Source organism: Paenibacillus sp. FSL R5-0527, from assembly GCF_038008055.1.
Classification (GTDB): domain Bacteria; phylum Bacillota; class Bacilli; order Paenibacillales; family Paenibacillaceae; genus Fontibacillus; species Fontibacillus macerans.
In genome coordinates, this window is record NZ_JBBOYI010000001.1 from 643382 (window position 1) to 656394 (window position 13013).

Annotated in this window: 10 protein-coding genes and 1 pseudogene; 9 read left to right on the forward strand and 2 right to left on the reverse strand. The window is 51.7% G+C overall.

The features are described from left to right. The first annotated feature begins 74 nt into the window (after positions 1 to 74). The 3 genes and pseudogenes from NYE69_RS02960 to gntK all read left to right on the forward strand — a co-directional run bounded on the left by NYE69_RS02960 (position 75) and on the right by gntK (position 3946). Positions 75 to 746 (forward strand): GntR family transcriptional regulator, encoded by a 672-nt coding sequence (locus tag NYE69_RS02960; protein WP_340923757.1) that lies wholly within the window; start codon positions 75 to 77, stop codon positions 744 to 746. Between the two features lie 153 nt (positions 747 to 899). Next, positions 900 to 2260: pseudogene (locus NYE69_RS02965) on the forward strand (GntP family permease). 138 nt (positions 2261 to 2398) lie between these two features. After that, entirely contained in the window at positions 2399 to 3946 is a 1548-nt protein-coding gene (gntK, locus tag NYE69_RS02970; RefSeq protein ID WP_328270943.1) for a gluconokinase, read from the forward strand. Between the two features lie 436 nt (positions 3947 to 4382). Here the strand turns inward: gntK and NYE69_RS02975 are convergent, their stop codons facing one another. Together NYE69_RS02975 and NYE69_RS02980 are read right to left on the reverse strand one after the other, a co-directional pair. After that, positions 4383 to 4985 (reverse strand): carcinine hydrolase/isopenicillin-N N-acyltransferase family protein, encoded by a 603-nt coding sequence (locus NYE69_RS02975; RefSeq protein ID WP_328270952.1) that lies wholly within the window; start codon positions 4983 to 4985, stop codon positions 4383 to 4385. Positions 4986 to 5051: 66 nt separating this feature from the next. After that, on the reverse strand, positions 5052 to 5306 hold the full coding sequence (locus NYE69_RS02980) for a hypothetical protein (RefSeq protein ID WP_328270944.1): 255 nt from the start codon (positions 5304 to 5306) through the stop codon (positions 5052 to 5054). 900 nt (positions 5307 to 6206) lie between these two features. On the opposite strand from NYE69_RS02980, the gene dnaA reads away from it, so the two are divergent. The 6 genes from dnaA to gyrB all read left to right on the forward strand — a co-directional run bounded on the left by dnaA (position 6207) and on the right by gyrB (position 12790). Further along, positions 6207 to 7553: a chromosomal replication initiator protein DnaA gene (gene dnaA / locus NYE69_RS02985; RefSeq protein WP_036618207.1), complete on the forward strand. Its 1347-nt coding sequence runs from the start codon at positions 6207 to 6209 to the stop codon at positions 7551 to 7553. A 437-nt stretch (positions 7554 to 7990) separates the two neighbouring features. After that, positions 7991 to 9133 (forward strand): DNA polymerase III subunit beta, encoded by a 1143-nt coding sequence (gene dnaN, locus NYE69_RS02990; protein WP_328270945.1) that lies wholly within the window; start codon positions 7991 to 7993, stop codon positions 9131 to 9133. Between the two features lie 20 nt (positions 9134 to 9153). Next, complete coding sequence (gene yaaA / locus NYE69_RS02995; RefSeq protein ID WP_328270946.1) at positions 9154 to 9378, forward strand: S4 domain-containing protein YaaA; 225 nt, start codon at positions 9154 to 9156, stop codon at positions 9376 to 9378. 63 nt (positions 9379 to 9441) lie between these two features. Continuing rightward, the gene (gene recF / locus NYE69_RS03000; protein WP_328270947.1) at positions 9442 to 10566 is read left to right on the forward strand and encodes a DNA replication/repair protein RecF; all 1125 of its coding nucleotides are present in this window, start codon (positions 9442 to 9444) and stop codon (positions 10564 to 10566) included. 1 nt (position 10567) lies between these two features. Then, positions 10568 to 10816: an extracellular matrix regulator RemB gene (gene remB, locus NYE69_RS03005; protein WP_328270948.1), complete on the forward strand. Its 249-nt coding sequence runs from the start codon at positions 10568 to 10570 to the stop codon at positions 10814 to 10816. A gap of 69 nt (positions 10817 to 10885) precedes the next feature. Beyond that, positions 10886 to 12790, forward strand: coding sequence for a DNA topoisomerase (ATP-hydrolyzing) subunit B (gene gyrB / locus NYE69_RS03010; RefSeq protein WP_340923768.1), 1905 nt, complete (start codon positions 10886 to 10888; stop codon positions 12788 to 12790). Positions 12791 to 13013: the final 223 nt, after the last annotated feature.

Genomic DNA, 13013 nt, shown 5'->3' on the forward strand with positions numbered 1-13013 from the left:
TTTCATGCTATGATCGAAGTGACCAAGTAAAAAGGATCACACGGGAAATTTCATCTGAATAGGAGATATGATACATGCAGTTTCCTGCTTCATGGCTAAAAAGCGGCTCTTTAGGCGAGTCGATCGCCGCCGAACTTCGGCTGCAAATGGTAAACGGCGCGATCAAACCGGGCGAGATCTTGTCCGAAAACCGCATTGCCGCGGATTTCGGAACAAGCCGCTCTCCGGTCCGGGAAGCGTTGAAAACGCTGTCCGGCGAAGGCCTGATCACTTTGCAGCGCATGGGGGCCGTCGTTCGCGGCCTGAATTTACAGGATATCGAAGAGCTTTACGATGTCCGCTATTTGATTGAAAGCTTTGCCTGGCAGCGCCTCGCCGCCGATCCGGAGAAGCTGTTGTCCCAATTGGACAAAATCGTCGACAAAATGGAGCTGGCCGGCAAACACCGGGATACGGTGGATTTTGCTTATCAGGACCTCTGTTTTCATGAAACGATCATTACCGGGGCCCGCCATTCGCGAATCGAGCAGCTATGGACCAGCATCCGGCAAGTGGTGATGACGGTCATGCTGATTACGACCCGCGAGGTCCTATCGCAAGGCGAGGAAAAAATTGAATATGTCGTAGGCAAGCACCGCAAGCTGTTGGAAAGTTTTAAATCGCGGGACAGCGAGACCATTCAGCGCAATATTGAAGAGTATTTTGCCGATTCCCGCCGTACGCTGCATAAGAGTATCCCTAAATGATTTAAGGCTGGCCTTGTGCGGCCTTTGGCCGTTTATGTTGTCGACAAGTATACATTAATGGGAATTGGATTTTAGCTCATACTAAAATCCAATCAATCTATTGAAATGAAAGCGTTGCAATATGGGCATTAACTATAAAGGAGGAACTTCAATTTGGGTACGCTGTTCGGAATGAGCCATAACGCCACGCTGCTGTTATGGACCTTAATTGTGATCGTTTTTCTTGTCTTGCTGATTTCCAAATATAAATGGAATCCGTTTGTTACGCTGTTGATCTCCGCCCTGCTGCTCGGGCTGCTGGCCGGCATGAAGCCGCTCGACGTCGTTAGTTCGATCACGGGCGGCCTCGGCGGCACGCTGGGCACGATCGCCATCGTCATCGGGCTCGGCACGATGCTGGGCAAAATGATGGCCGAATCCGGCGGCGCCGAACGGATCGCCACGACCTTGATCGACCGTTTCGGCGAACAAAGAGTGCACTGGGCGATGATGCTCGTCGGATTTATTGTCGGCATCCCCGTCTTTTTTGAAGTCGGCGTCATTTTGCTGATTCCGATCGTATTTACCGTCGCCAAAAAGACGAGAATGTCGCTGCTGCAGATCGGCATACCGATTTTGGCCGGCTTGTCCACCGTGCACGGGCTCGTCCCGCCGCATCCGGCCCCTATGATTGCAATCGACGCCTACGGGGCCGATCTGGGCCGGACTATTCTGTATTCGCTCCTCGTCGGGCTGCCGGTCGCGATCATCGCCGGTCCCTTGTTCGGCAAATATATCGGCAAACGTATCGCGCTGCAGCCGCCGGCCGAGCTGGCCGAACAATTTGCCGTCAAGGAGGGCCGCAAGCTGCCGAGCTTCGGCATGACGCTGTTTACGATTTTGCTGCCCGTGATCCTGATGCTGATCGGTTCGCTCGCAAGCATCATTGATCCCAAGGCAACGAGCCCAATCACGCTGTTTTGCGAATTTATCGGCCATGAAATCATGGCGCTCTTGATCGCCGTAGTGTTCTCCTTCTTTTCGCTGGGATACAGCCGCGGATTTTCGAAGCACGACATTTCCAAATTTACGAGCGAATGTCTGGCGCCGATCGCATCGATCGTGCTGATCATCGGCGCCGGCGGCGCGTTTAAGCAGGTGCTGATCAATAGCGCGTCGGCCAGGCGATTGCCGAAATGGCCACCGGAGCGAATATCAACATTATTTTCTTCTCCTGGTTGGTGGCCGCGTTGATCCGTGTAGCCACCGGCTCGGCCACCGTCGCCATGACGACGGCCGCGGGCATCGTCGCGCCCGTGCTCGCCCTGACGCCGGGAGCGAATGTGGAACTGGCCGTACTGGCCACCGGGGCCGGTTCGATCGTGCTGTCCCACGTCAACGATGCCGGCTTCTGGATGGTGAAGGAGTTTTTCAATATGTCCGTCCCGCAGACCTTGAAGTCCTGGACGGCCATGGAAACGATTCTTTCCGTCGTCGGACTGGTATTGATCTTGATTCTGAGCTTTATTTTTTAAAAACGTCATGCCTAGAATGGAGTTAGCCGGATAAGTTGAACTATTGAATTAGGAATGATAAAGGCAAGAGGGTTGCTTCAATTCGTTCAATCATTTGTTCAACTTATACAGATATAAACGTAGAGAGAAGGTTTTGAAATGAATTCCCTGACCTATATGATCGGCCTGGATATTGGAACGACCAGCACCAAAGCGGTTCTGTTCGAACGGAGCGGCAAGGTGGTCGCCTCCGCCAACGAAGAATATCCGCTGTACACCCCTTCCGCTTCCATCGCCGAGCAGGATCCGGATGAAATTTTCTCCGCCGTCGTGACAGTGGTTCGCCAAATTATGAAAAAAAGCGGGCTGGCTCCGGAGCAAATCGGCTTCGTGTCGTTCAGCACGGCGATGCACAGCGTCATCCCGGTCGATAAAGACGGCAAACCGCTGATGCGCTGCATTACCTGGGCAGATAACCGGAGCGTGGACTATGCGGAGCGGCTCAAAAACGAGCTGGGCGGCCATGAGATCTATCTGCGCACCGGAACGCCGATCCATCCGATGTCGCCGCTGACCAAGCTGATGTGGCTGCGCCAAGAGCAACCGGACATTTTTCAGAAAACGCGGAAGTTTATTTCCATTAAAGAATACGTTTTTCTCCAGCTGTTCGGGGAATACGTGATCGATTATTCGATCGCCTCCTGCACGGGGCTGCTGAATTTGGAGAAGCTGGATTGGGACGAGGAAGCGCTGCGCGTGGCCGGCATTACGCCGGAGCATTTGTCGAAGCTAGTGCCGACGACGCATATTATGCAGGGGCTTTCGCAAAAATACGCCGACGATATGGGCTTGTCCACCTCGACTCCGTTTGTGATCGGAGCGAGCGACGGCGTGCTGTCCAATCTCGGGGTGGACGCGATCGATCCCGGGGTCGTCGCCGTCACGATCGGCACCAGCGGCGCGATCCGCACGGTGGTCGACCGGCCGAAAACCGATCCGAAGGGGCGGATTTTCTGCTACGCGCTCACGGACAAACACTGGGTGATCGGCGGGCCGGTCAACAACGGCGGGGTGATTTTCCGCTGGGTCCGCGACGAATTCGCCGCTTCCGAGGTCGAAACCGCGAAACGGCTCGGGATCAGCCCTTACGATGTGCTGACCAAAATCGGCGAGCGTGTGAACCCCGGCTCCGACGGCCTTATTTTCCACCCTTATCTGGCCGGCGAACGGGCGCCTCTGTGGAATCCGAACGCGCGTGGTTCGTTTTTCGGGCTGACGCTGCATCATCAGAAAGAGCATATGATCCGCGCCGTGTTGGAGGGTGTTATTTACAACCTGTACACGGTGCTGCTGGCGATGGAAGAGCAGATCGGACGGCCCCGCAAAATCCAGGCGACCGGCGGCTTTGCCCGCTCCCCGCTGTGGCGGCAGATGCTGGCCGATATTTTCGACCAGCAGGTCGTAATCCCGGAAAGCATCGAAAGCTCTTGTCTCGGCGCGGCCGTCCTCGGCTTGTATGCGCTGGGCGAAATCGATTCCTTCGATATTGTCAAAAGTATGGTCGGGGGAACGTACATGCATTCGCCAAACGCCAAGCATACCGCCGTTTATAAACAGATACTGCCGATCTACATCCGCATTTCGCGCAAGCTGGAAGAAGAATACGAAGCGATCGCCAAGCTCCAACGCCATTTGACCGAGGGGTGAGCGAGGAACATTAAGAGAAAAGCCTGCTGGTCCTTTCAGAACCGGCAGGCTTTTTGCTGTCCTCAAACCGAATCCGTCGCTCTAACGGTTGCCACAGCCGCTATTTATGCCAAAAACATTGATTTCAAATTGTAACGGTTGCCACAGCGCTTATTTCACTGAAATCCGGCTATTTTTGCTCAGATTCAGGCAAATAACGGCGATCACAACCGTTAGAATTTTGAAAAGGGCTTTTTTCGCAAAATAACAGCTGTGGCAACCGTTAGATTTCAGGCGGGCCTAATTTCAATTCGAAAACCTACGTTTTTGCGGGAGATCTGAAAATTATCCGGAGTTGTGCACCCGTTAATTCAGCACTAGTGCTCAGATCCGGGACGCAGGTGCCTCCTGCAGAAGCGTCAGCCGACGTTTTTGACTTTGCGTCCGCGCCTCCCCATCAATTCGCTGGAATAGGCACGAACTCGAAAAATTCAGGATGTGCTTTTTCCGCATACAATTCGATGTCCAGCACGGTCTCGCCAAGCGGTTCGTGAATATCATAACTGCGCCACCCGTTGGCGCTTCGTCCGCCCCAGCACAGTTCCATGGTCCCTTTGGCCGGGTTCATGATCATGCTTTTGGTGGTACCGAAAAAGTCTTCATAATACGGGCAGTTGAGACCGGCCGGGAATTTTCCCAATAACAGCTGCTTCAAATCGTCCTCCGAAACCTGCCCCTTCCCTTCAAGAGTATGCCCGATCAGTTCGTAACGCTGCAAAGAATTGCGCATCGCCTGCGACTCATAAGGCACCAGCTCGGGCAGCAGCGGATGATTGGTGGCGTAAAGAAGCTGGGCGGTGCTGGAATGGTCGATTTGCAGCGCCCCAACCGGAAAGCTGCAGGAGCTCATCGTCACGGCAAGCCCGCATTCGTTAAAACCGTCATCGCGGCCGAAATGCAGCACACTGGTGCCAAGATGCGCATACTTTCCGGTCAGGGAGGTTTTCACCAGCGTAAAATCCTCCGAATCGGAGCTGAATTCATAGTTCCGAGCGAGCAGCGGGTTTCCGCTTGCGGCAAATCCCCGGCAAAACGGCGATCTGGCTGCACCGCGGGCGCAAGTAAGTCATGGCGTAATAGACGATTTGCGACGGCTTGGCCTCCAGCGCATCGGCAAATCCCCGCAGTTCCTCGGCAAGGCCCGGACACCAGCGGTCGAACAATTCGGCGGCTTCTTCGCCTCCGCTTCATCAAAATGATCAAATCCAGCAGTGTGAAAAGCTCTCAGCGCAGGGTTCTCCTTTGTAAATTCGCCAAAGCCCCAGCCGATTTCGTAATTCGTTCCTCGCAATTCTACCGTATAAGCTTGTTTTTTAATCATCCGGTTCCTCCTATGCACAATGAGTTTTTATTATTCCGGTTCTCCTGCTTCGACCACTGCCTTTTCTTCAGAATCATTTCAGAATCATTTCACATCGCTTGCCAAACCCTTTATTCTTTTGTTCAACATATATTCTGCCAGAGGCAAAAATAAAAATCTTGATAGTTTCTGCTGCCTAACTGCAACGAAAAATATAAGTGTAAAAAAGGGCGTTATTCCGGCAATATCCGTCCATTGGAGAGAAATAGAGGCAATTTATGTCGCTATATTGACGAAACGAAGGGTGATGCCGGCGTTCCGGTCCATTCACAGGAATATAGGTACATAAAATGCCGCTAATGAGGTTGAACGTGCTTGGCAACGGATAATAAGTACATAAAGTGCCGCTATTTTAAAGTCCCAGCCACCGGTTCCCCAGTCCAGCAACCAGCAGTCAAGCTCAGTCAAGCACCGATTTCCAGGTTAAGTCAATTATCCCATTAAAAAAATATATGCACAGGTGAAGAAAGGCCGGTCAGGGCTTGCCATTAATAACCTGTGCATAATTTTTTTGAGTTTTTCGTTCATCATGTCGAAATTTAAACAAATTATAAACAATATGTAGTGGTGTGCATGAGAATTATGCACAAGTTATTGAATTTGTGGATAAAAGCAGACAATACATTGAAATATAAGCCTTGGTTTGCTATGATTATATTGCTTTTGTTGTGAATATCTAAGTTTTGAGTATCGTTTATTCACAACCTGTGGATAAAATTGTGAACAATTCGAATTTATTCACGTTTATAATAATCATATGGAACTGGACTATGGGGATAAATTTCCCCATTATTTATGTTTTTTCGACTTCTTTCGCATGGCTTAAGCCACAATTGGAAGTTTTAAAAGGAGTGACAGTCTGTGGACAGCCATACTTCGGAAATATGGCAGCAAATTTTAGCAATTATTAATACCAAACTGAGCAAACCCAGCTTTGACACCTGGTTCAAAGCAACGAAGATCGTCACCATGACCGACAAAGCGATCGTCATCTCCGCGCCGACGACGTTTGCGGTAGAGTGGCTGGAAAGCCGCTACACGAAGCTGGTCGCAACGACGATTTTCGAATTTACCGGCAAACAGCTCGACGTCTCCTTCGTCATTGAAGAATCCGCTCCGGCCGAACAAACCCAGGTGTACAAGGAACCTCCCGCTCCCGTCCCAAGCGAGGAAAGCGTTTCCAACATGCTTAATCCGAAGTATACGTTCGACACGTTCGTCATCGGGTCCGGCAACCGCTTCGCCCATGCGGCTTCCCTGGCTGTCGCGGAAGCGCCGGCCCGCGCGTACAACCCGCTTTTCCTCTACGGCGGCGTAGGTCTAGGCAAAACCCATCTGATGCACGCGATCGGCCACTATATTTTGGAGCATAGCCCCAGCAGCAAAGTCGTATACATTTCCTCCGAGAAATTTACGAACGAATTCATCAATTCCATCCGGGATAACCGTGCGGAAAGCTTCCGCAACAAATACCGCAACATCGACATCTTGCTGATCGACGATATTCAGTTCCTGGCCGGCAAGGAATCGACCCAAGAGGAATTTTTCCATACGTTTAACGCGCTGCACGAAGAGAGGAAGCAGATCATCATCTCCAGCGACCGCCCGCCAAAAGAGATTCCGACGCTGGAGGAGAGGCTGCGCTCGAGGTTCGAATGGGGACTGATCACCGATATCCAGCCGCCGGATTTGGAGACGCGGATCGCGATTTTGCGCAAAAAGGCCAAGGCCGAAAATCTCGATATTCCGAACGAAGCGATGATCTATATCGCCAATCAAATCGATACGAACATCCGCGAGCTGGAAGGCGCTTTGATCCGGGTTGTCGCTTATTCCTCCCTGATCAATCAAGACATCACCACTCATCTGGCGGCGGAAGCGCTCAAGGATATCATTCCTTCCAGCCGTCCGAAGATGATTACGATCCAGGACATTCAGCAAAAGGTCGGCGATTACTACAATTTGAAGCTGGACGATTTCAAAGCTCGCAAACGGACCAAAGCGATCGCTTTTCCGCGGCAAATCGCCATGTATCTGGCCCGCGAACTAACCGATTTCTCGCTGCCGAAGATCGGCGACGCCTTTGGCGGACGGGACCACACGACGGTCATTCACGCACACGAGAAAATCACCCAGCAGCTCAAGAACGACCAGGAACTGTACAAGATCGTAAACAACATTACCGAGAAAATAAAAAACGCCACCTGAATAAGGGATAAGCCTATGCACATGATATGCACATGTGGATAGGCTTCATTTCATATTTTCCGGGTTGTTATCCACATATTCAGGGCCCCTACTACTTCTTCTAAATATATTAAAATATACACATCTTAATAAGTGGTAGCGCACAACTTGACTTCGGGGACCAACGCAAACGGCAATCAGCACAATTCGCGCGCTCTCGTAAAACCCGAAGAACCGCAAGAACCGGGGGAGTAATCCCGTTACATAAAACAAGCTTATGCGTATAAAGCAAGTTTTATTACTAATAGATTTAAAGTTACCGAAGTAAATTTTATTGCGATGTTATTTCTAAAGGAGCATATGCTTCATAAAACTTAAGCTTATGCTTCCGAAGTAGTTTTATTGCGATGTTATTCCAAAGAAGCGTATGCTTCATAAAACTTTTAGGAGTTGAATTTATGAAAATCCGCGTTTTAAAACATGATCTTAACGAGTCGATTCAGCATGTATCCAAGGCGATTTCCAGCCGTACGACAATTCCGATTTTGACGGGGATCAAGCTGGAAGTGAATTTTCAAGGGATGACGTTAACCGCCAGCGACACCGACATCTCCATCCAGGCCTATATTCCGGCGGAAGACAAGGACAAGCAGATCGTTCAAGTCGAACGTCCCGGCAGCGTGGTGCTGCCCGCTAAATTTTTCGTCGAAATTATCAAAAAGCTGCCTTCGGAGGATATCGAAATGGAGGTTCAGGACGGCTTCCAAACGTTCATTCGCTCCGGTTCGACAGACATCCAAATGGTTGGCCTCGACCCCGAGGAGTTCCCGGTATTGCCAAGCATTGAGGAGAACCAGGTCATTAGCATCCCCGGCGATTTGCTGAAAAACATGATCCGGCAGACCGTGTTCTCTATTTCCACCAACGAAACGTCGCCAATTTTGACCGGGGTATTGTGGAACTTGAGCGACAACCAGTTTAAATTCGTGGCGACGGACCGTCACCGGCTGGCCAGCCGCGTGGCCGGGCTTGATGACGCCGAAGGGGCGCGCTTCAGCAATATCGTTATTGCCGGTAAAACCCTGAACGAGCTGAGCAAAATCATTCCCGATCAAAATACGCGCATCGAGATCGTCGTTGCCGACAACCAGGTGCTGTTCAAAATCGACCGCGTCCTGTTTTATACGCGTATTCTCGACGGGACATACCCGGATACTTCCAAGATTATTCCGACAAACTATAAAACAGAACTGATTTTGGACACCAAAAAATTAAGCGATTCGATCGACCGCGCTTATTTGCTGTCCCGCGAGGAAAAAACAAACATCGTGCGCCTGCAGACGCTGGAGGACGGCTCGATCGAAATCTCCTCCAGCTCTTCGGAACTGGGGAAAGTCACCGAGCAAATGGAGGTCGCCCAATTCACCGGGGAACCGCTGCGCATCTCGTTCAACTCGAAATATATGCTGGATGTGCTCAAAGTCGTGGAGAGCGAACAGCTGCATATCGGATTTACGGGCGCAATGAGCCCGATCATTATCAAGCCGGTGGACGACACGCAGAGCCTGTATCTGATTTTGCCATACCGGACTACCCACTGATCTGAAAGGAAATCGGCGCCATGAAAATAATCTCCATTTCCAGTGAATATATTAAATTGGATCAATTTTTAAAATTGGCGGATTGCGTGCCGACGGGCGGCATGGCCAAAGCGCTGCTGGCGGACGGAGCGGTTAAAGTCAATGGGGAAGCGGAAGAACGCCGGGGCCGGAAGCTGTATCCCGGCGACAAGGTCGAAGTGGAAGGAAGCGGATCCTTCCAGGTGGCCGGACCGAAGGCTCCCTGACCGGCTGCTCCGCAGCCTTAAATCCGCACGAAGCAAGCGGAAAACGAGGGGGCTTAAGCTATCGTGTATGTCAATCAATTATCACTGCGGCACTACCGGAACTATGATACGCTCTCGCTAAACTCGTTTGGCGCCGTCAATTTGATCATCGGACGCAACGCCCAAGGCAAAACGAATCTGCTTGAAGCTTTGTTTGTACTGGCTTTGACGAAATCGCACCGGACCGGCAAAGACAAGGAGCTGATTTCGTTCGGCAGCGATCACGCCGTGGTAGAGGCGGAAGTGGAGAAGAAGTACGGAGCCGTTCGCCTGGAGCTTCGCTTGGCTTCGCAAGGCAAAAAAGCGAAGCTCAACGGCCTTGAACAGCGTAAGCTCAGCGATTTCATCGGCGCGCTGAACGTCGTCATGTTCGCCCCGGAGGATTTGGAAATCGTCAAGGGCACGCCGGGAGTGCGGCGGCGTTTTCTCGATATGGAAATCGGCCAGGTGCAGCCCGGATATTTATATCATCTTCAGCAATATCAGAAGGTTTTGGTGCAGCGGAACAACCTGCTGAAACAAGCCTGGGGCGCCGGACCCGAGCTTTCCACGATGCTGGAAATCTGGAACGAGCAGCTTGCGGAGCATGGTGTTAAAATCATCAAAAAAAGGAAACAATTTATAAGAAAACTGCAAAAATGGGCGGAGCAGATCCACGAAGGCATCACCGGCGGCGGTGAAAAGCTGAAATTATCCTATCTTCCCTCGTTCGGAGAAGCCGAAGAAGAAGATGAAGCTGTCTTATTACAGCAATTTATGATAAAGTTATCACAAGTGAAGGATCAGGAAATCCGCCGCGGCATGACGCTTTGCGGCCCCCATCGCGACGATGTCTCTTTTTATATTAACGGGAACGAAGCCCAAGTATACGGGTCGCAGGGGCAGCAGCGGACCACGGCGTTATCTTTGAAACTGGCGGAAATCGAGCTCATTCATGAGGAGATCGGGGAATACCCCATCCTGCTGTTGGACGACGTCTTGTCCGAGCTGGACCCTTACCGCCAAACCCAATTGATCGAAACGTTTCAGAGCAAAGTGCAGACGTTCATTACGGCGACCGGCATCGAAAGCATCAATGCAAGCCGGCTGCGGGACGCCAGCATTTTTCATGTTCAGGACGGACAAGTCCAAGGAGGGGCGAAGGAGTAAAATGTATATTCATTTGGGCGGAGAAAAAGTCATTCTCTCTTCGGAGTTGGTTGCGATTTTTGATATTTCCATCGAGCAGTCTTCGAAAATATCCAAACAGTTTATCAGCCACGCGCTTGAGCAAAAAAATGTCGTGCGCATCGGCGAAGAAGAGGCCAAGTCGATCGTCGTGACCCAAACTGAAATATACTATTCGCCCATTTCCTCGGCGACGTTGAAAAAAAAGGCTAACGTTATATTAGCGGTTTAGCGTTATAATATAAGTTCAGGGGTTTACAAGATGTGGTTGAATCTATAGAAGTAGGTGAAGGCATTGTCGATGAACGAACAAACGTATGACGAGAGTAACATACAGGTGCTCGAAGGCCTGGAAGCGGTCCGGAAACGGCCGGGGATGTATATCGGATCCACCAGCGTCCGCGGTTTGCACCACTTGGTATGGGAAGTCGTAGACAATAGTATAGACGAGGCGCTTGCCGGCTATGCCAACAAAATCGACGTCATCGTTCATGAAGATAACAGTGTGACTGTCATAGACAACGGCCGGGGCATTCCGGTCGGCCTGAATGAGAAGCTGCAGAAATCGACGCTGGAAGTCGTCATGACCGTGCTGCATGCCGGGGGGAAATTCGGCGGCGGCGGGTACAAAGTGTCAGGGGGACTTCACGGGGTCGGCGTTTCCGTTGTCAACGCGCTGTCCACGAAAGTCGTCGTTGAGGTAAGACGCGACGGGCACATTTATCAGCAAGAGTATCACCGCGGCGTGCCTCAATACGATGTGCGGGTCATTGGCGACACGGAGGAAACCGGGACGAAGACGAGATTTTACCCCGATCCGGAAATTTTCACGGAAACGACCGTATTCGATTACAACACGCTGCTGACGCGGATCCGAGAGCTGGCCTTTTTGAATAAAGGCATCAACCTCTCCCTGACCGATGAACGCACCGGGGCCAGCGATTCGTTCCATTACGAAGGCGGCATCAAGGAATACGTGATTTACCTGAATCATAACAAAGAAGTGCTGCATGAAGAGCCGATTTACGTGGAAGGTCAACGCGACATGATTCAGGTGGAAGTCGCCCTGCAATACAACGAAGGGTATACCGAAAATATCTATTCGTTTGCCAACAACATTCATACGCACGAGGGTGGCACCCACGAGTCCGGTTTTAAGAGCGCGCTGACGCGCATCATCAACGATTACGCCCGCAAGGCCGGGATGATCAAGGACAATGACAACAATTTGACCGGGGACGACGTGCGCGAAGGATTGACGGCGATTATTTCCGTAAAAATTCCCGAACCCCAATTCGAAGGGCAAACGAAAACGAAGCTCGGCAACAGCGAAGTGCGGGGAATCGTGGAATCGCTGTTTGCGGAGAAGTTACAGGAATTTTTGGAGGAAAACCCGGCCGTATCCCGGCGCGTCCTGGAGAAATCGCTGCAGGCTTCGCGGGCGCGGGAAGCGGCCCGTAAAGCGCGCGAGCTGACGCGCCGCAAGAGCGCCCTGGAAGTCAGCGCCCTGCCGGGCAAGCTGGCGGACTGCTCCTCCAAGGACGCCTCGATCAGCGAACTGTACATCGTCGAAGGCGACTCGGCCGGCGGCTCGGCGAAACAGGGGCGGGATCGTCACTTTCAGGCGATTTTGCCGCTGCGCGGTAAAATTTTGAACGTGGAGAAAGCGCGTCTGGACCGCATCCTCGGCAACGCCGAAATCCGCGCGATCATCACGGCGCTGGGCACCGGGATCGGCGAGGAGTTCGATATTGCGAAGGCGCGTTACCATAAAATCATCATCATGACCGACGCCGACGTCGACGGCGCCCATATCCGCACGCTGCTGCTGACGTTTTTCTTCCGCTACATGCGGAAGATCATCGAAGCCGGTTACGTTTATATCGCGATGCCGCCGCTGTTCAAAATCGAACGCAACAAAACGGTGCGCTACGCCCAGTCCGAGAAAGAACGCGATGAAATCATCGCCGAATTCGGCGAAGGGGTAAAAGTCAACGTTCAGCGCTACAAAGGTTTGGGCGAGATGAACCCGGAGCAGCTGTGGGAGACGACGATGGATCCGGAAAGCCGGACGATGCAGCAGGTATCGATTGCCGACGCCATTCAGGCGGACGCGATTTTCGATACGCTGATGGGCGACAACGTCGAGCCGCGCCGCGATTTCATTCACGAGCACGCCAAATACGTGAAGAACCTCGATATCTAGCCGGATGAAAAAGTAAAAATCAGCGTGAAATTGATCAAAATACCGTCACTGTGGTGGCGGTATTTTTTTAATATGGAGGTACGCAAGAGGGAAGACGACGAGGAAGGTTACTTAAATTGTCAAGCCTTCCGGCTTGTCCTGAAACTTGCTATAATCAGTCATAGACGGAGTAAACCGGTGGGAATGACATGGCGACTACCCGAAAGGGGGTGACGCTGTGTCA

Excerpts from the sequence above, each read along its gene's own strand:
- NYE69_RS02960 (WP_340923757.1), top strand. The coding sequence starts at position 75 with ATGCAGTTTCCTGCTTCATGGCTAAAAAGCGGCTCTTTAGGCGAGTCG.
- gntK (WP_328270943.1), top strand. The coding sequence starts at position 2,399 with ATGAATTCCCTGACCTATATGATCGGCCTGGATATTGGAACGACCAGC.
- NYE69_RS02980 (WP_328270944.1), bottom strand. The coding sequence starts at position 5,306 with ATGATTAAAAAACAAGCTTATACGGTAGAATTGCGAGGAACGAATTAC.
- dnaN (WP_328270945.1), top strand. The coding sequence starts at position 7,991 with ATGAAAATCCGCGTTTTAAAACATGATCTTAACGAGTCGATTCAGCAT.
- yaaA (WP_328270946.1), top strand. The coding sequence starts at position 9,154 with ATGAAAATAATCTCCATTTCCAGTGAATATATTAAATTGGATCAATTT.
- remB (WP_328270948.1), top strand. The coding sequence starts at position 10,568 with ATGTATATTCATTTGGGCGGAGAAAAAGTCATTCTCTCTTCGGAGTTG.
- gyrB (WP_340923768.1), top strand. The coding sequence starts at position 10,886 with ATGAACGAACAAACGTATGACGAGAGTAACATACAGGTGCTCGAAGGC.